This is a genomic window from Kitasatospora sp. NE20-6, assembly GCF_045862635.1.
Window position 1 is genome coordinate 1 of the sequence record NZ_BPRL01000050.1, and the last position, 18,208, is coordinate 18,208.

Below are 18,208 nucleotides of genomic sequence, written 5' to 3' on the forward strand. Positions count from 1 at the left end.
AGTTCCATCTGGTGCTGCTCGACAACGGCCGTACCGCGACGCTGGCCGACGAGGTCGGCCGGCAGGCGCTGCGCTGCATCCGTTGTTCGGCGTGTCTGAACGTGTGTCCGGTGTACGAGCGGGCGGGGGGTCATGCGTACGGTTCGCCCTATCCGGGGCCGATCGGGGCGATCCTCACTCCGCAGTTGCGGGGGTTGCAGAGTGAGGTGGATGCGTCGTTGCCGTTCGCGTCGACGTTGTGCGGGGCGTGTTACGAGGTGTGTCCGGTGGCGATCGACATCCCCGAGGTGCTGGTCCATCTGCGTGAGCAGGCCGTCGGATCGGGCGGTCACCACGCTGAGCGGGCCGTGATGAAGGCCGCGACCTGGCTGCTGGACCATCCCGCCGCGCTGGGCGCGGCGGAGCGTGTCGCTGCGAAGACCCGGGCCCTGCATCCCCGGCGGTTGCCGGTCGGTCCGGCGAAGGCCTGGACCGACACCCGCGACCTGCCCGAGCTGCCCGCCGAACCCTTCCGCGACTGGTGGAAGAAGAACCGTACTCCCGAGGTGGACCGATGAGTTCCCGCGAGCAGATCCTCGCCCGCATCCGCGCCGCCCTCACCGATGTCCCCGACCGGGAGCAGGAGGGGGCCGGCAGCATCGAGCGCACCTACCGCACCGCCCACACCTCCGACGGGCCAGCTCTCCTCGACCTGCTCGCGGACCACCTCACCGACTACCGCGCGCACGTCCACCGCACCACCGACGACGCGCTGCCCGCCGTCCTCGCCCGCCTGTTCGCCGACCGCGGCACCCGCACCCTTGCGGTTCCGCCGGGCCTGCCGTCCCACTGGCTCTCCGGGGCCGCCGGGGTCGAACAGCTCCACGACGACGGCACCCTGACCCCCCGCCGCCTCGACACCACGGACAGCGTGGTCACCGGTTGCGCCCTCGCCGTCGCGGAGACCGGCACGATCGTGCTCGACGCGGGGCCCGGGCAGGGCCGCCGTCTGCTGACCCTGGTGCCCGACCACCACGTCTGCGTGGTCCGTGCCGACCAGGTGGTCGCCTCCCTTCCCCGGGCCCTGCCGCTGCTCGACCCGGCCCGACCGCAGACCTGGATCTCCGGGCCGTCCGCCACCAGCGACATCGAACTCGACCGCGTCGAGGGCGTGCACGGCCCCCGCACCCTGGACGTCGTGATCGTCGGGCCTGGCCCGTCCGACGGCGATCAGCCGTAGCGGGGTGCCGGCGCCCCGGCCTGCCGCGCCGTCGGGCGGGGCCCGGCAGGCCGGGACGCCGGTGGTGGCTCAGTGCAGCGCCGGGGCGTGCACGGGGTCGACACCCTTCGTGCTGTGCCGTCCGGCCCAGTCCTGCAGGGCCGACCGGCAGGCGTGGTCGAGGTGGCGCAGCGCGGCCAGGTCGAGTTCGATGGCGCGGTCGCGGGGGAGGGCCTCCAGGGTGTCCAGGATGCGGGGCAGCCGGAGGAACGTGGCGTTGCCCGAGATCGTCACCCGGACGGCGCCGCCGGGCCGGTCGTCGACCTCCAGGTGCACCGAGGAGGTCTCCCACGCGGTTTTCAGCACCGCGAGCAGCAGGCCGATCAGCACGCCCTCGAACATGTTGGTCACCACGATGGCCACCGCGGTCGCCACCAGGACGACCGCCTCGCCGCGGTGCGACTGCCACAGCGGCCGGAGGGTGCTCACCGGCAGCAGCTTGGTGCCCGCGTGCACCAGCACGCCGGCCAGGGCCGCGAGCGGGATGACGCCGAGTGCGGCCGGCAGCAGGGCCGCGAAGAGCAGCAGCCACGCGCCGTGCAGCACCCGGGAGGCTTTCGTGCGGGCGCCGGCCTGCACGTTCGCGGCGCTGCGGACGATGACGGCGGTCATGGGCAGGGCGCCGAGGAGCCCGCACACGGTGTTCCCGGCGCCCTGGGCGATGAGCTCCCGGTCGTAGTCGGTGCGCCTGCCGTCGTGCAGCCGGTCGACGGCCGCCGCGCTGAAGAGGCTCTCCGCGGAGGCGATGAGGGTGAACGCGACGACGGTGGCCAGGGCGCCGACCTCGGTGAGCACGTCGAAGGCGGAGGTGCCCGGCGGCTGGACGACGCCGAGCAGGCCCTTCACCTCGATCCGGCCGACGGGCAGGTCGAGGGCGGCGACGGCGAGGGTCGCCAGTGCCACCGCGGCGAGCTGCGCGGGTACGACGCGGACGCGGGCGGGCAGTTTCTTCCACAGCACGAGCACGGCGACGGTGCCGGCGCCGACGGCGAGCGAGGCCCGGCCGGCGGCCGATCCGGCGGTGTCGGCGACCAGGCCGGGGAGTCCGGCGATGTTGGCGGGCCCGTTGCCGGGTGCTTTCGCCCCGGCTGCCGCGTACAGCTGTCCGGCGACGAGGACGAGGCCGATGCCGGCGAGCATGCCCTGCACCACGGAGACGGAGATGGCGCGGAAGAGGCGGCCGAGGCGCAGTGCGCCCATCAGCAGCTGGAGCAGGCCGGCGGCGAGCACGATGACGCCGAGCGCGGGCAGGCCGTACTCGGTGACGGCTTCGTACACGAGCACGGTGAGTCCGGCGGCGGGGCCGGACACCTGGAGGCTGCTGCCGGGCAGCATGCCGGTGAGGAGGCCGCCGACGATGCCGGTGACGAGCCCGAGTTCGGCGGGCACGCCGGAGGCGACGGCTACGCCGACGCAGAGCGGCAGGGCGACGAGGAAGACGACGAGGGAGGCGGCGAAGTCCGCCCGCAGTGCGGGGACGGAGGGGGTTCTACGGAACATCAGGTCCTCTTGGGGTCGGTCGTGGAACGGCCGGCTGGAGGGCCGCTCAGAGCGGGAGGAAGGCATCGGGGCCGGGTCGGTGGGCCAGGACGAGTCCGGTGTGGACCTCGTAGAACCAGGCGTGCAGGCGCAGTCGGCCCTGGGCGGTGCGCCGGGCGATGCCGGGGTAGCCGCGGAGGCGGTCGAGCTGGGCGAGCACGTGGCGCTGCACCGGTCCGGCGACGGTGGGGTCGAAGAGGTCGGCGGGGGCCGGTGCGAGGGCCACCGGGTCGCTGTGCGCGAGCCAGGCGCGGACGGCGGGCACGGCGCTGAGGTCGTCGCCGCGGACGAGGGCGCCGACCGCGCCGCAGTGGGAGTGGCCGCACACGACGATGTCGCGGACGCCGAGCACCTCGACGGCGTACTCGACGGTGGCGGCTTCGCCGGTCGGCCGGTCGGCCCGGTACGGCGGCACGATGTTGCCGGCGGTGCGGAGCTCGAAGAGGTCGCCGGGGTCGGCGCCGGTGATGAGCGACGGGACGACGCGTGAGTCGGAGCAGGTGACGAAGAGTGCCTGCGGCTGCTGGCCGGCGGCGAGTCCGGAGAACTCGCGGCCGTCACGGGCGGCGCGGTCGCGGAACGACCGGGCGCGGTCCCTCAAGGGATCCATCGGGGCATACCTCCATGGCCCCGGCGCGGTGTGCGCGGGGGCGGACGGTGGACCAGGGTTTCTGTGCGCCGTTCCGCCGGAGGGCGGGCGGCGGTGCTGGGCTACGGGGGCGTGCCGCGGCGGCCGGGCGCCGACGGGTGCGGCGCGCAGGGGCGGTGGACCCGGGGCGGTGCGGTGGCGCACCGCCCGCCGGGGTGCCGGGCAGGCCCGGGTCAGCTCAGCAGCGGAAGACCTGGAACACGGAGGCGGTGGTGCCGCCGGTGGGTCTCGACGGGTAGGGCGTGGCCCCGGAGGGGCCGGCCGGTGGTGCGCACGCCGGCCGGGCGGGCGTGGCGGCGGTGTGGTCGGGGCGGGCGGGCCGCAGGGCGGCGGAGGTGCCGGGGAGGTGGCGTGCGGCGGCGTGCGGCCCGTGCCGCTGGGAGAGCCCGGTGGGCAGGTCCTTCCCGGTGTCGGACCGCTCGGCGGGTACGGCGGTGCCGACGGCCGGCACGGGCTGGCGGGGCGTCAGCGCGTCCGACACCTCGGCGCCCGCGAGCAGCAGGACGGCGCCGAGCAGCGCGGACAGCAGGGCCCTGATGGTGGTCTTCGTTCGCACCGGTGCCCTCCCTCCGTCGGCCGGCCGGTGTACATGCTCATGGTGATAAACGAATCTGATGACCGATCAGTTTCCGGTGGATGTACCCCGTGTGAGGGAATGCGGTGGATCGGTTTGTGTCCGAGCGGTTCCACCGTGAGCAACGGTGACGGAGCGTGAGGGGGAGCAGGAAGGGCGCACGGGAGTGGTGTCCCCCGCCCGGGTGAGCCCCGGGCGGGGAACCCTGCACCGGCGCGGAGCCGGGGCCCGCCCGGCCCGTCCCACCGGCGCCCGGGCCGTCCCGTCGGTACCCCCGGCCGTCCCACCGGTGCCCCGGCGGCACAACGGGAACGCGCGTCGCATGCGTGCGCGCACACGGGGTAGGTGAGAGTGGGGTTCCAGGACCGGGGCCCGGCCCGGCCGCGCGCCGGGCCACGTCGAGGAGGAGAGCGAAGAGATGGTGCACGTACGAGCCGGGGAGCCCGCCGCCCCGCAGGACCTGGTGGACGTGGCCCGGCTGGTGACGTCCTACTACACGCTGCACCCCGACCCGGCCGAGCCGGGCCAGCGGGTCGCGTTCGGCACCTCGGGGCACCGCGGTTCCTCGCTCGCCACCGCCTTCAACGAGGACCACATCGCCGCCACCACCCAGGCGATCTGCGAGTACCGGGCCGCCCGGGGCACCACCGGGCCGCTCTTCCTCGGCATCGACACCCACGCGCTCTCCGAGCCCGCCCGCGCCACCGCGCTGGAGGTGCTCGCCGCGAACGGCGTCACCGTGCTGCTCGACACCTCCGACGGCTACACGCCCACCCCGGCCGTCTCGCACGCGATCCTCGCCCACAACCGCTCCGCGCCGAAGCAGCTGGCGGACGGCATCGTGGTGACCCCCTCGCACAACCCGCCGGCCGACGGCGGCTTCAAGTACAACCCGCCGAACGGCGGCCCGGCCGGGTCCGAGGCGACCGGCTGGATCCAGGACCGGGCCAACGCCCTCATCGAGGCCGGCCTCAAGGGCGTGCACCGGGTGCCGTACGCGCGTGCGCTGGCCGCGGACACCACCGGCCGGTACGACTTCCTCGGCGCCTACACCGACGACCTCCCGGCCGTGCTCGACCTCGACGCCGTCCGGGCGGCCGGCGTGCGCATCGGCGCCGACCCGCTCGGCGGCGCCTCCGTCGCGTACTGGGGCCGGATCGCGGAGACGCACCGCCTCGACCTCACCGTCGTCAACCCCGTCACCGACCCGGCATGGCGCTTCATGACGCTGGACTGGGACGGCAGGATCCGGATGGACTGCTCGTCGCCGTACGCGATGGCCTCGCTGATCGGCCGCAAGGACGCCTACACGGTGTCCACCGGCAACGACGCCGACGCCGACCGGCACGGCATCGTCACCCCCGACGGCGGCCTGATGAACCCCAACCACTACCTCGCCGTCGCCATCGACTACCTCTACCGGCACCGCCGCGACTGGCCCGCCGAGGCGGGGATCGGCAAGACGCTGGTCTCCTCCTCGATGATCGACCGGGTCGCCGGGGAGCTGAAGCGGGAGCTCGTCGAGGTGCCCGTCGGCTTCAAGTGGTTCGTCGACGGCCTGCTCTCCGGCACCGTCGCCTTCGGCGGCGAGGAGTCGGCCGGCGCGTCGTTCCTGCGCCGCGACGGCGGCATCTGGACGACGGACAAGGACGGCATCCTGCTGGCGCTGCTCGCCTCCGAGATCACCGCCGTCACCGGCCGCACCCCGTCCGAGCTGTACGGCGAGCTCACCGGCCGCTTCGGCGCCCCCGCCTACGCCCGCGTCGACGCTCCCGCCGACCGCGCGCAGAAGGCCGTCCTCGCGAAGCTCTCGCCGAGCCAGGTGCGCGCCGACAGCCTCGCCGGCGAGCCCATCACCGCCGTCCTCACCGAGGCCCCCGGCAACGGCGCCGCCATCGGCGGCCTCAAGGTCTGCACCGAGAACGCGTGGTTCGCCGCACGGCCCTCCGGCACCGAGGACGTCTACAAGATCTACGCGGAGAGCTTCCACGGCGAGGCGCACCTCGCCCGGGTGCAGGAGGAGGCCCGGGCCCTGGTGGGGGAGGCCCTGGACTCCTGAGCAGGGGGCGCCGCGCGCCGCGCACCGCGCCCTAGGATCGACCCCATGTCGCTGCCGCACGCCATCCTCACCGCCCTGCTGGAGAAACCGTCCTCGGGGCTGGAGCTGACGCGGCGCTTCGACAAGTCGATCCGCTACTTCTGGTCCGCCACGCACCAGCAGATCTACCGCGAGCTGGGGCGGCTGGAGAAGGACGGCCTGATCCGGGCCGTCCCCCAGCCGCCCAGCCGCGGCCGCCGCAAGGAGTACGAGGTGCTCCCCGAGGGCCGCACCGCGCTCGCCGCCTGGATCACCGAGCCGCAGGACCCCAAGCCCGCCCGCGACCCGCTCCTGCTGCGGCTGCGGGCCGCCGCCGCCACCGGCACCGGCGGCGCCCTGGCCGGCGAGCTCCGCCGCCACCTCGACCTGCACCGGGCCCAGCTGGAGGAGTACCGCGCCATCGAGCTCCGCGACTTCCCGCCCGGGCGGACCGACGAGGCGAGCCGGCTCCACCACGTCGTGCTGCAGGCCGGGCTCGGCCTGGAGACCCACTGGATCGACTGGCTGGAAGCCGCCCTGGCCGCCCTGCCCGGCCCCGGCGGCACCGCGCCGGACCGCCCCGCCCCGGCGCCCGGCGGCCCCTGACCGGCAGGCCCCGGCGCCGCCCCGGTGCCGCGGCTCCGCCCGGCGCACGCGGCGCCCCCGGGTGTTCAATGGTGTCCGGGGGCGGACAACGGGCGAACTCCGGCCGGTGAGGACCCGCGGATGCACAACGGCTCACAGCACACGGCCCCGCCGTCGCACGGCGAGGCCACCCTGGTGGTCGACGGCGGGGCCCGGATCACGGCCTGCAGCCCCGCCGCCGGCGCACTGCTCGGCCGCACCCCCGCCGAGCTGTACGGGCGCCCCGTCCAGGACCTGCTCCTGCCGCCCGGCACCCCGTGGCCGCCGCCCGCCGACGACACGGCCCGGACGGGCGCCGACGCCATCCTGCGCCACCGCGACGGCTTCTCCGTGCCCGTCCGGCTCCGCATCCGGCCGCTGCACGGCCCGGACGGCACCCTCGCCCTCGTGCACCTCGCACCCACCGCCGCCGCCCGCCACCGGGAGCAGGAGCAGGCGCTCCTCGCCGCGCTCTTCGGCCAGACCCGGATCGGCCTGCTCGTCCTCGACACCGAGCTGCGCCTCGTCCGCGCCAACCTGCCCCCGCAGCCCGACCCGGCCGGGCCCGGCGCCGGCCTCGACAGCGTGCTGCTGCCCGCCGACGCCGCCGGGATCCGGGCCCGGACGGCGGCCGTCGTCGCCACCGGCGAACCCTTCAACGACTGGGTGCGGCCCGTCCGGCTGCGGCGCGACCCGGCGGACGAACGCATCCTGTCCCTGTCGGCCATGCCCATGCGCGACCCGGCGGGCCGCATCGTCGGCGCCCTCCTGAGCTTCGCCGACGTCACCGCGCAGCACGCCGCGCAGCGCCGCATCGACGTCATCGACGAGGCGGCCCGCGGCATCGGCCGCTCCCTCGACGTCACCCGCTGCGCGGAGGAGCTCGTCGCGGCCCTCGTCCCCGCCGTCGCCGACCTGGCCTCGGTCGACCTCACCGAGGTCGTGCTGCGCGGCGAGGAGCCCGGCGAGTTCCTCATCGACGCGCCGCTGCGCCGGGCCGCCGTCGCCTCCGCGGACGGCACCTGGCCGGAGGAGGTGCACCCGCCGGGCGCCACCATCAGGGTCCGCGCCCGCGAGAGCGACTACCTGCGCAGCGGCCTGGTGCGGATCGTCGACATGGACGAGCTCCGCGTCACCGTCTCCGGGCAGACCGACCGGGAGCGGCTCCTGCTGCCCGGCCGGGCCAGCAGCTTCCTCGTGCTGCCGCTGCAGGCCCGGGGCCTGGTGCTGGGCGCGCTCGGCCTGTGGCGCACCGCCGACCGCCCCGCGTTCGACGCGGACGACGCCACCCTGGTCGGCGAGATCGGCTCGCGCGCCTCCCTCAGCATCGACAACGCCCGCCGCTACACCCGCGAGCACCACCTCGTGCAGAACCTCCAGGAGAGCCTGCTGCCCCGCCCGCTGCTGGACGTCGGCGCGGCGCAGACCGCCGGCACCTACGTGCCCGCCGGCACGTCCGCGCAGATCTCCGGGGTCTGGTTCGACGCGATCCCGCTGTCGTCCGCCCGGGTCGCCTTCGTGGTCGGCGACGCCCGCGGCAACGGCCTCGACGCGACCGCCACCATGGGCCGCCTGCGCACCGCCGTCCGGACCCTCGCCGACCTCGACCTGCCGCCGGAGGAACTCCTCACCCACCTCGACGACCTCGCCCTGCACCTGCGCGCCGACGGGCTGCCGCAGCCGGGCGCCGCCCCGGCCGGCGGGCCCACCTGCCTGTACGCCGTCTACGACCCCTCCGACGGCACCTGCACGGTGGCCTCGGCGGGCCACCGGCCGCCCGTCGTCGCCACCCCCGCCGGGCCCGCCGCCCCGCTCGCCCTGCGGCCCGGTCCGCCGCTGGGCGCCGGCTCGGCCCCGTTCGAGCCCGTCAGCGTCGACGTGCCGCCCGGCACGCTGCTCGCGCTCTTCACCGACGGCCTGCTGGAACGCGCCGGCGCGGACGAGGAGAAGGCCGTGCGGATGCTCGGCGACGCCCTGCGGGACGCCGCGCAGCCCTCCGCCCCGGTCGCCGGCCTCGGCCGCGAGGTGCTCACCCGGATCCTCACCCACCCGCCCGGCAGCGACCTCGCCCTGCTGCTGGCCCGGGTGCGCAACCTGCCCGAGGGCTCCGTCCTGAGCCGGGAGTTCCCGGTGGACCCGGCCGCCGTCGCCGACGCCCGCTCCACCGCCGCCGCGCAGCTCACCACCTGGGGCCTCGACGACCTGGTCTTCACCACCGAGCTCATCGTCAGCGAGCTCGTCACCAACGCCATCCGCTACGCCGGCGGGCCGATCGTGCTGCGCCTCATCAGGGACGAGCGGCTGATCTGCGAGGTCTCCGACCCCAGCCAGACCCAGCCGCGGCTGCGGCGCGCCCGGCCCACCGACGAGGGCGGCCGCGGACTCTTCCTCATCGCCCAGCTCACCAGCCGCTGGGGCAGCCGCTACACCCCCGGCGGCAAGGTGATCTGGACGGAGCAGGAGATCACCCCGGCGGAGGACCCGCCCCCGGCGTGAGCCCGACCGCCGGGCGGCTGCGCCCCGACGTGCGCCGCCACTGGCGGAACCGCCACACCACGCAGGAGATCAGCGAGACCACCACCAGCCCGACACCGACGGCCAGCCACCGGTGCCCGGCGACCCGGCCGCCGCTCACCACCAGCAGGACGGCGGCCATGAACGGCAGGAGCAGCGCGGCGAGCGTCCGCAGCGCCACCAGCAGGGCGAGCGGCCGTATCCGGCCGCGCCGGGGCCGCCCGCCGTCCGGGGCGTCCTCGGCGTCCTCGTCCCCGGGCGAGGCGCCGAAGTGCGTGATGGCGCGTTCGGCGAGACGCAGCGTCGCCGAGCGGTAGGCGAACCCCAGCACCGGCACCCAGACGAACGGCAGCAGGATCCCCACGGCGACCAGCAGGGCGATGGCGACCCAGCGCAGGTACCGGCCCGGGCGCGGCCCGGGCGCGGGTTCCGGGGCGGAGGGCGTGACGACGCCCAGCACGTACGCCATCCGCACGACGACCCGCACCCACTCCCGCAGGGACATCCGGCGCCCGGGCGGCGGCCCGTCGTCCGGCGGCAGCGCGTCGAGCGCCGACCGCGCCTCCTCGACCGTCGGGTACACCCCCTGCAGGAGCAGCAGGTCGGCCGCCCGCGCCGGATCGGTGGCGGGACGGCCCGACAGCTCGCCGATCTCCATGACCATCCGGCCCTGCGCGAGGAGCGCCGCGCAGAAGGCCGTGGGCACCAGCGCCATGAACGGCCCGCCGACGAAGGCACCGTCGACCACGGCCGTCCGGACCCCGTGGGCGACGACCGTCTCCAGGACCTCCCGCCGGGGCTTCCCGGTGCGCCGCAGCCGGGCGAGCCGCTCGGACGACTCCGCGCCGATCCGGTCGACGGCGAAGAGCGCGGCCCGTTCGGGCATGTGGCGGGGATCGCGCCGGATCCGGGCGAGCAGGTCGATCGGGGGCCAGGGCGCGCGGCCGGACGGCGGCGTGCCGGGTGCCGCGGTCGTCTCGGGCCCGCCGCCGTCCATCGCCACCGCCTTTGCCGTGCCGTCCCTCGCGGGCCTCCCGGTCCTACTGACAGCCTGCGCCCGTGGCGGCGCGCAGGCCCGGCGGACCCGCGCGGCGGTCCGCCGTCAGAGGTGCGGCTCGATGGCGGGGATGACGTCCTGGAACGTCCGCCCGTCGGCGGGGGCGCCGATCGCGGTCATCTGCCAGCCGCCGTTCGACCGGTGCACCTTCGCCATGATCTGCGCCGTGCTGGAGCCCCCGCCGGTCAGGGTGTAGCGGGCGAGCTCCTGGCCGGTGGAGTCGTCGACCAGCCGGCAGAAGGCGTTCTGCACGTCCTGGAAGGTCTGGCCGGTGAAGGAGTTCACGGTGAAGACGATCTGGTCGACCTTCTTCGGCACCCGGGCCAGGTTCACCGTGATCGTCTCGTCGTCGGCGCCCCGGCCGGCGCCGCCGGTCAGGTTGTCGCCGCTGTGCCGCACCGAGCCGTCGGAGCTCGTCAGGTGCTGGAAGTAGACGACGTCCACCGGCTCGCGGCCCGCGAAGAGCACCGCGGACGCGTCCAGGTCGATGTCGCGCGCCATGAGCTTCGCGAAGAAGCCCTTCCGGGGAGCGGCCTGCCAGCCGAGGCCCATCCGGACCACCTCCAGCGTGCCCCCTCCGGGCTTGCCGAGGTCGACCTTCTGGCCCTTGCCGAGGTTCACCGTCATCGGGTGCGTCACCCTTCCGCTCTGTGCGTGCCGTGCTGCGCCGGGCGGCCGGTGGTCGCCGGCCGACGAGTACGGCGTTCCCCTCCGGAGCGGCGGCGACTCCCGGCAGCGCGTGCGCGTTGCCCGGCGCCCGGTTCTTTGCCCGGACTTTACCCGCCGCGGGCCGGTCCCGAACCCCCGGAGCCGCGGACGGACACCCCGCTCACCTTCCGCCCGCCCCCGTGCCCGCCACCCGCTACGGCCTGCTACGGGCCGCTACGGGCCGCGCTGCGCGTCGTGCGCGAGCAGCGCCACGTACAGCGAGGTCAGCTGCTCCAGGTCGGCCAGGTCGATGCCGAGCAGGGCCTCGATGCTCTGCAGCCTCCGGTAGAGCGCCGGGCGGCTCACGTGCTGCTCCTGCGCGGCCAGCGACTTGTTGCGGCCGGTCCGCAGGTAGGTGCGCAGCACGTCCAGCAGCTCCGTGTGCCGCAGCAGCGGCCCCAGCTCCCGGCCGATGAACGCCTGCAGCTCGGGCTCGTCCCGCAGCAGCCGCACCAGACCGCGCAGCCGCACGTCCCGCAGACGGGCCACCGGGCCCGACGGCGGGCCCGCCACCGCGGCGTCCGCGACGTGCACCGCCTCCAGGAACGAACGGCGCACCTCGTCCAGCACCAGGCAGCCGAAACCGGCCCCGATCACCGCCCCCGGCGCCCGCTCCTGCAGGCGCACCGCGAGCCGGTCCACCTCCGTGTCGGCGTTCCGCTCCGGCGGCACGCTGACCAGCACCGCGACCGTGCCGTCCGGCCCGATCCGGGCGACCAGCCCGGCCAGCGACTCCTCCTCCAGCGCCCGCCGCGCCGCACCGCACACCGCGCCGTCGCCGGACGACCGCCGCAGCACCACCGGCACCAGCGTGCGGCGCTCGGTGGGCAGCCCGGCCGCCCGGAGCCTCGGCAGCAACTGCTCGGGGTGCACCGTGCCCGAGGCGAGGTCGCTCAGCAGGGCCTCCGCCGCCTGGTCCTCCCAGCCGCGCTGCCGGCCGATCTCCCGGTCGCCGAGCAGCCGGTGCACCGCCAGCGCCTCCGCCGCCCGCCGCCCGAGCACCCGGCCGATCTCCTCGCCGCCCTGGTGGCCGAAGAGCACCAGATGCCCCCACTGGCGCCCGCGCGCCTCCAGCCGCGCCGTGATCCAGCCGTCCGGGCCGAGCGTCACCGGGCCGTTGCCCTGCAGCTCGGAGACCTGCCGTGAGACCCGCTCCCAGTCGCGCAGGAGATCGCCGAGCGCGGCCGGATCGCCCGCCGACGCCAGCACCCGGTGGGCCAGGTTCACCACCACCGCCGGACAGCCCGCGTACCCGGCGATCTCGTCGAGGAGCCGCTGCAGCGGCACCCCCGACAGGTTCAGCGCAGACAGGGAGCCGCCGAGCCGGTCCGACAGGTCGAGCGCGGCGTACCGGCCGTGCAGCAGCCTCGCGTGCACCTCCTCGGTGAGCCGCGCGAACGACGCCGGGCGGTGCAGCACCACGAGCGGCACCCCGCACCGCCGCGCCGCCCGCCGCATCGCCTCCGGGGTGGTCGAGAACGCCCGGCCCAGCCCCAGCACCACGGCCGCCGCGCCGGCCTCCCGCATCGACTCGACGTACGCGGTCTGCGCCTGCTCGTCGCCCGCCAGCAGCAGACCCGTCGTCAGCACCATCTCCCCGCCGGTCAGCATCACCGCGACGTCCGCGGCCTCCGCCACGTGCAGCCACCGCACCGGCCGGTCCAGCAGGGCCGGGCAGGCCGCCACCTCGGCCCCCCACGGCGCGACGAGTTCCAGCTCCAGCACGTCCCGCACCGTCAGGCGGCCGTCGTCCACCAGGTCTCCCCTCCACCGGCAGGGCCCCACCGGCCGGGCCCTGCCCGCCCGGCCCCGCCGGTCGGGGGAGTCTACGCGCGCACCGCGCACCGGCGCCGCGTGTGCGCAGGCGCACGTTGCCGCCCCTCGCCGACGCATGCCAGAGTGCGGCCATGGTCCACCCCACCGCGCCGCAGCCGACCCGCACGCCGACCGCCGTCTTCGACTGGCTGGACGAGGCCGCCGACCTCCGCGCCCGCGCCGGACTCACCCGCACCCTGCGCAGCCGCCCCGCCGACGACCCCGTGCTGGACCTCGCGAGCAACGACTACCTCGGGCTCGTCCGCCACCCCGCCGTCACCCGCGCCGCCGCCGACGCCGCGCTGCGCTGGGGCGGCGGCGCCACCGGCTCCCGCCTGGTCACCGGCACCACCGCACTGCACACCGAACTCGAGGACGAACTCGCCGCGTTCTGCGGATTCGAGGCCGCCCTCGTGCTCTCCTCCGGCTACGCCGCCAACCTCGCCGCGCTGACCGCGCTGACCGACCCCGACACCCTGATCGTCTCCGACGCGTACAACCACGCCTCGCTCATCGACGGCTGCCGCCTCGCCCGCAGCGACGTGCACCGCGCGCCGCACGCCGACCCCGACGCCGTCCGCACGGTGCTGGCCGGGCGCCGCCATCCGCGCGCCCTGGTGGTCTCCGACTCGGTCTTCTCCGTCGACGGCAACGCCGCGCCGATCGCCGGCCTGTCCGCCGCCGCCCGCGCCCACGGCGCCGCGCTGCTCGTCGACGACGCGCACGGCCTCGGCGTCGTCGGCCCCGGCGGGCGCGGCGCGCTCGCCGCGGCAGGCCTCGCGGGCGAACCCGACACCGTCGCGACCGTCACCCTCTCCAAGTCGCTGGGCGCCCAGGGCGGCGCCGTCCTCGGCCCCCGACGCGTCATCAGGCACCTCACCGAGACCGCCCGCACCTTCATCTTCGACACCGGCCTCGCCCCGGCCGCGGCCGGCGCCGCCCTCGGCGCGCTGCGCCTGCTGCGCGCCGAGCCCGGCCGCGCCGACCGCGCCCGCGAGGTCGCGCACCGGCTCTCCGCGCTGCTCACCGCCGCCGGGCTCCACGCCTCCGTCCCGGACGCCGCCGTGGTCTCCGTCCGCGCCCCGGGCCCCGAGGCCGCCGTCCGCTGGGCCGCGGACTGCCGCACCGCAGGCCTCGCCGTCGGCTGCTTCCGCCCGCCGTCCGTGCCGGACGGCATCTCCCGGCTGCGCCTGACCGCCCGCGGCGACCTGACGGACGCGCAGATCGCCGACGCCGTACGGATCATCGCGGCGACCCGCCCGCAGGGCTGATCCGCCTCCGGGGCCGGCCGGGCCGCCGGCCGGGCCACGAGGGGTCACGGCCCGGCGGGCGCCTCCACCGCCGGGCCCAGCAGCGGGGCCAGCGCCGCCCGGAGGTCCGCCGGGCCGCGGTAGTGCACCGTGGCCATCCCGAGCGCGGCGGCGGCCTGCACGTTCTCCGCCCGGTCGTCGACGAACAGGCAGCGGGCCGGGTCGACCCCCGCCCGCGACGCGGCGATCAGGTAGATCCCGGCGTCCGGCTTGGCGACGCCCACCAGGGAGCTGTTGACGACGCCGTCCGCGAGGCCGTCCAGGCCCACCCGGGCCAGGTCCTCGTCCAGCCACGGCGTGCCGTTCGTGACCAGCAGCACCGGGCAGTGCGCCCGCGCGCGGCGCAGCAGGCCGACCGCCTCGGGTTCGGCGCGGAACGGCGCCCCGGCGAACGCCGCGGCCAGCCCGACGGCCAGGTCGTGCGGCACCCGGTCGGCGAGCGCGGCCGCCGTCGCCCCCACCCACGCGTCCCTGGTCAGCAGGCCGAGCACCAGCGGGCGGCCCCGCTCCGGGGCGAAGCCCGCCGCCGCCGTGCTGCCGACCGGCAGGCCCGCCGCGTGCTCCAGCCGGGTCACCTCCGTGACGTCGTAGAAGCGGATCACGTCGTCGATGTCGCACAGCACGGCCTCGAAGGGCACCGCGTCCGGCCCGGAAATCGTCATCCTGCCTGGATACCACGGCTGCCGCGCCGCCCGGGCGGGCAGGGCGGCCGCTGCGGCCTGGACCCCGCGGGCCCCGGGCGGGCGCACCCCGCGCACGGGGCCGTACGGCCCGGCGGGCTCAGCGGACAGGCGGGCTCAGCGGACAGGCGTCTGCCGGTCGGCCAGCACGCGGAACAGCTCCAGGTTCGGGAAGCGCATCAGCTCCCGCTGGTACCAGCGGCCGCCGACCAGCCGGTGCACCCCGAGCTTCCCGTTCTCGACGGTGACCCGGCCGACCTCGTCCCAGGGCAGCGTGCGCCCCCCGACGGCCAGGCCGGCGGCGTCCAGCCGGAGGTCGCCGAAGACCACGGTCCCGCCCGCGTCGACGGAGGCCATCGCCGCGGGCAGCTGCGCCCGCGCGACCTCCTCCTCGATGCGGGGCAGCAGCTCCGCAAGGCCCCGGAGCCGCTGCGTGGAGAGGACGATCCGGTGCCCGTCCCCGCGGGTCAGGTAGCAGCCGTGCATCGGCACGGGCCCCGCGAGGGAGAACACCGTCACCTCGTTGACGTCCCCCCAGCGCGCCACCTCGGCCCGCTCGCCGACCGTGTGGACGACGCCCAGCTCGTGCACCGAGAACTGCTGCGCCGCCTCCCGGCCCGCCGAGCCCCGGCCCGCCGAGCCCCGGCCGCGCAGGGCGAACAGCAGGACGAGGCCGGTGCCGAGCGCCCCGATCAGCGTCAGCACGGGGGCGCCGGCGATCAGGCCGGCACCCAGCAGTCCGACGGGTACGACCGCCCAGAACACCCCGCCGACCGCGTCGGTGCGGCCGGCGGCCTTCGTGTCGCCGCTGCACCTGCCGACGAGCGCACCGAGCGCGCGCTCCTCCGCGTCGCCGCCCCCGCCGTGGTTCTCCTCCGCCAACGGGTCCATCGCGTTCCGCCCCTCGTACCCGGGCGGCCGTCGCCCGCGTGCGACGAGTGTGGCGGAGCCGACCCGGGAGGTCCAGGGTGCCCGCCGAGGCCCCCGGACCCGGCCGGCCGGAGCCGCCCGCCCGGAGCCGCCCGGCCCCCGGCGGACCGCCCCGGCCGCCGTATCAGCCCATGACCGTACCGGAGTTGCCCGCACCGCCCGGCCGCAGCCGGGAGAACGCCGACAGGTCGATCTCCGCTCCGGTGTGCGGGCCCCGCAGGTGCACCGGATCGGTGTCGTGGTCCTTGCCGTCCTCCGCGTGGTCGACCAGGGCGCGCAGGAAGGCCCCCACGAGCGGCGCGTTCTTGAACTGGTTGCCGCTCGTGCCGATCGCCACGAAGAAGCCCGGCAGATCGGTCCGGTCGTAGACCGGCGTCCAGTCGTCGGCCGCGTCGTAGACCCCGACGACGCCGCTCGGGCGGTTCGGCACGGACAGGCCGGTGAGCCGCCGGGCCGCCCGGGTCACCTGCGCCTCGAACACCGCCCCCGTGACGCGGGGGTCGACCGCGTCCGGGTCGTCCACCCAGTGCAGGGGGTCGCACGCGGGCTCCGTGCCGCCGACCAGCAGGCCGCCGCCGGAGTCGCCCCGCAGGTAGACGCCGAGGTCGACGTCGGCGAGCGCGATGCCGTTCCAGCCGGGCGGCGCCGCGACCCGGTGCACCTCCTGCCGCAGCGGACGCAGCCCGACGGCGAAGTCACCCCCGACACCGGCCAGTTCGTTGACCCGGGTGGACCACGGGCCGGCCGCGTTCACCACGACGGGAGTGGCGATCACCCCGCCGTCGTCGAGCCGGACGGCACGGACGCGGTCACCGGTCCGGTCGACCGCGGTGACCGTGCGCCGCAGACGGAACTCCGCACCGAGGCGCCGCGCGGCGTCCGCGAGGTTCGCGGCGGCGAGCTGGGGGTCGGAGACGTAACCCGCGTCGGGGGTGAACACCGCGCCCAGCGCCGACTCCGGCTCCGCCCAGAACCTCTCGTCGGCGAGCTGCCGGGGCGGCCAGTGGCGGCCGGGGTCCAGACCCGGTACCCGGCGGGCGAGTTCGGCGGCGTCCCACTCCTCGTACGGCACCCCGGCGCGGTCGAAGGACGGCAGGAACCGGTCGCGCGGCAGCACGTCGACGTCCAGCAGCGCGAGGCCGCACGGCACGAGGCGTGCGAGCCCGTCCGTGCCGGCCGGCGCGCCCAGGTGCTCGCGCCAGTGCACCCAGTGCGACCGCGCCTCCCACGAGGTCGCCACCCCGGCCCAGGTCGAGTAGTTGAAGCGCACCACGGCACTGGAGGCCGAGGTCGACCCGTGGCCGATCCCGCCGGCCTTGTCGACCACCACCACCCGGCGACCCGACCTGGCCAGCTCCAGGGCGATCGAGGCGCCCATCACTCCGGCACCGATCACGACGGCGTCTGCGGACAACGCGAGCACCTCTCCCTCGGACCACGGGCGGCCGACACGCCGCCCCGTGGAATCCTTCCACCCGTCCGAAGGCTTCGCCATGATGGGACGTCAGCCGGACGACCGAGGAGCCCGCCGTGCCCGAACCCCGCGTCCTCCTCGACGGCCTCGTCCTCGGCGAATCGCCCCGCTGGCACGACGGGCGGCTCTGGGTCTGCGACTGGGGTGCACAGGAGCTCCTCACCCTCACCGCGGACGGCACCCGCGGGACGGCCGGCGGCATCGACTCCTTCCCGTTCTGCATCGACCCGCTGCCCGACGGCCGCCTGCTGCTCCTCGCCGGCGGCGACCGCCGCCTCCTGCACCGCGGGTCCGACGGCACCCTCACCCCGTTCGCCGACCTCCGGGCCCTGTGCGACCGGCCGTGGAACGAGGTCGCGGCGGACGGCCGCGGCAACGCGTACGCCAACTGCATCGGCTTCGACCTGATGTCCGGCGAGGCCCCGGCCGCCGGCCTCGTCGCCAGGATCGCCGCGGACGGCACCGCCCGCACCGTCGCCACGGACGTCGCCTTCCCCAACGGCATGGCCGTCACGCCGGACGGCGCCGTACTGCTCCTCGCCGAGTCGTACGCGGCCCGCATCACCGCCTTCGACATCGCCGACGACGGCGGCCTGGTGAACCGCCGTACGTGGGCGCGGATCGAGGGCTCCGCACCCGACGGCATCGCCCTCGACGCCGAGGGGGCGCTCTGGTACGCGGACGTGCCCGACCGCCGCTGCGTCCGGGTGCGGGAGGGCGGTGAGGTGCTGCAGACCGTCGAGGTCGACCGCGGCTGCTTCTCGTGCGCCCTCGGCGGCCCGGACGGCAGTCCGACGCTCTACATCACCGCCGCCGAGTGGAACGGTCCGGCTGCCGCCGGTGCCGCCCGCACCGGGCAGGTCCTCGCGGTGCCCGCGCCCGCTCCGGCGGCCGCGCGGCCGTAGCCGCCGGCCGGACGGGGTCGCCGCCCGACTGCGGTCGCGGCCGTGGCGCTGGTGGCGGCGGATGTGAGGGAGGCCGGAAAGGCCCGGACGGTCC

Annotated in this window: 16 protein-coding genes; 7 read left to right on the forward strand and 9 right to left on the reverse strand. The window is 76.4% G+C overall.

The annotated features are described in order from the left end of the window. Together SNE206_RS28670 and SNE206_RS28675 are read left to right on the forward strand one after the other, a co-directional pair. Positions 1–557 (forward strand): lactate utilisation protein LutB domain-containing protein (locus SNE206_RS28670; protein ID WP_407916408.1); only part of this gene is annotated, 557 nt, incomplete at its 5' end. Then, on the forward strand, positions 554–1,219 hold the full coding sequence (locus SNE206_RS28675) for a lactate utilization protein C (protein WP_407916409.1): 666 nt from the start codon (positions 554–556) through the stop codon (positions 1,217–1,219). The genes SNE206_RS28670 and SNE206_RS28675, both read left to right, overlap by 4 nt. A 69-nt stretch (positions 1,220–1,288) precedes the next feature. Here the strand turns inward: SNE206_RS28675 and SNE206_RS28680 are convergent, their stop codons facing one another. The 3 genes from SNE206_RS28680 to SNE206_RS28690 all read right to left on the reverse strand — a co-directional run bounded on the left by SNE206_RS28680 (position 1,289) and on the right by SNE206_RS28690 (position 4,002). Continuing rightward, complete coding sequence (locus SNE206_RS28680; RefSeq protein WP_407916410.1) at positions 1,289–2,758, reverse strand: SulP family inorganic anion transporter; 1,470 nt, start codon at positions 2,756–2,758, stop codon at positions 1,289–1,291. A 46-nt stretch (positions 2,759–2,804) separates the two neighbouring features. Further along, complete coding sequence (locus SNE206_RS28685) at positions 2,805–3,407, reverse strand: carbonic anhydrase (protein WP_407916411.1); 603 nt, start codon at positions 3,405–3,407, stop codon at positions 2,805–2,807. 217 nt (positions 3,408–3,624) lie between these two features. Continuing rightward, on the reverse strand, positions 3,625–4,002 hold the full coding sequence (locus SNE206_RS28690; protein ID WP_407916412.1) for a hypothetical protein: 378 nt from the start codon (positions 4,000–4,002) through the stop codon (positions 3,625–3,627). Between the two features lie 436 nt (positions 4,003–4,438). Between SNE206_RS28690 and pgm the strand changes: the two genes are divergently transcribed. The 3 genes from pgm to SNE206_RS28705 all read left to right on the forward strand — a co-directional run bounded on the left by pgm (position 4,439) and on the right by SNE206_RS28705 (position 9,217). After that, positions 4,439–6,079, forward strand: a complete 1,641-nt coding sequence (gene pgm / locus SNE206_RS28695; protein WP_407916413.1) for a phosphoglucomutase (alpha-D-glucose-1,6-bisphosphate-dependent) — start codon at positions 4,439–4,441, stop codon at positions 6,077–6,079. Between the two features lie 45 nt (positions 6,080–6,124). Then, a complete protein-coding gene (locus SNE206_RS28700; RefSeq protein WP_407916414.1) occupies positions 6,125–6,703 on the forward strand; it encodes a PadR family transcriptional regulator in 579 nt (192 codons plus the stop codon). Positions 6,704–6,823: 120 nt separating this feature from the next. Beyond that, a complete protein-coding gene (locus tag SNE206_RS28705; RefSeq protein ID WP_407916415.1) occupies positions 6,824–9,217 on the forward strand; it encodes a SpoIIE family protein phosphatase in 2,394 nt (797 codons plus the stop codon). Here the strand turns inward: SNE206_RS28705 and SNE206_RS28710 are convergent. The 3 genes from SNE206_RS28710 to SNE206_RS28720 form a co-directional block, all read right to left on the reverse strand. Then, positions 9,186–10,232 (reverse strand): hypothetical protein, encoded by a 1,047-nt coding sequence (locus tag SNE206_RS28710; protein WP_407916416.1) that lies wholly within the window; start codon positions 10,230–10,232, stop codon positions 9,186–9,188. The genes SNE206_RS28705 and SNE206_RS28710 overlap by 32 nt on opposite strands. A gap of 105 nt (positions 10,233–10,337) precedes the next feature. Next, positions 10,338–10,919 (reverse strand): TerD family protein, encoded by a 582-nt coding sequence (locus SNE206_RS28715; protein WP_407916417.1) that lies wholly within the window; start codon positions 10,917–10,919, stop codon positions 10,338–10,340. Between the two features lie 255 nt (positions 10,920–11,174). Continuing rightward, positions 11,175–12,755 (reverse strand): PucR family transcriptional regulator, encoded by a 1,581-nt coding sequence (locus SNE206_RS28720; RefSeq protein ID WP_407916418.1) that lies wholly within the window; start codon positions 12,753–12,755, stop codon positions 11,175–11,177. Positions 12,756–12,907: 152 nt separating this feature from the next. On the opposite strand from SNE206_RS28720, the gene SNE206_RS28725 reads away from it, so the two are divergent. Then, entirely contained in the window at positions 12,908–14,086 is a 1,179-nt protein-coding gene (locus SNE206_RS28725) for an 8-amino-7-oxononanoate synthase (protein ID WP_407916419.1), read from the forward strand. 44 nt (positions 14,087–14,130) lie between these two features. On the opposite strand, the gene SNE206_RS28730 is transcribed toward SNE206_RS28725, so the two are convergent. From SNE206_RS28730 to SNE206_RS28740, 3 genes are all read right to left on the reverse strand, one after another. After that, positions 14,131–14,787, reverse strand: a complete 657-nt coding sequence (locus SNE206_RS28730) for an HAD family hydrolase (RefSeq protein WP_407916420.1) — start codon at positions 14,785–14,787, stop codon at positions 14,131–14,133. A 135-nt stretch (positions 14,788–14,922) separates the two neighbouring features. Next, positions 14,923–15,696 (reverse strand): DUF6585 family protein, encoded by a 774-nt coding sequence (locus tag SNE206_RS28735; protein WP_407916421.1) that lies wholly within the window; start codon positions 15,694–15,696, stop codon positions 14,923–14,925. Positions 15,697–15,859: 163 nt separating this feature from the next. Further along, entirely contained in the window at positions 15,860–17,149 is a 1,290-nt protein-coding gene (locus SNE206_RS28740) for an NAD(P)/FAD-dependent oxidoreductase (protein ID WP_407916422.1), read from the reverse strand. Positions 17,150–17,265: 116 nt separating this feature from the next. Between SNE206_RS28740 and SNE206_RS28745 the strand changes: the two genes are divergently transcribed. Next, on the forward strand, positions 17,266–18,114 hold the full coding sequence (locus SNE206_RS28745) for an SMP-30/gluconolactonase/LRE family protein (protein WP_407916423.1): 849 nt from the start codon (positions 17,266–17,268) through the stop codon (positions 18,112–18,114). The last annotated feature ends 94 nt before the right edge of the window (positions 18,115–18,208 follow it).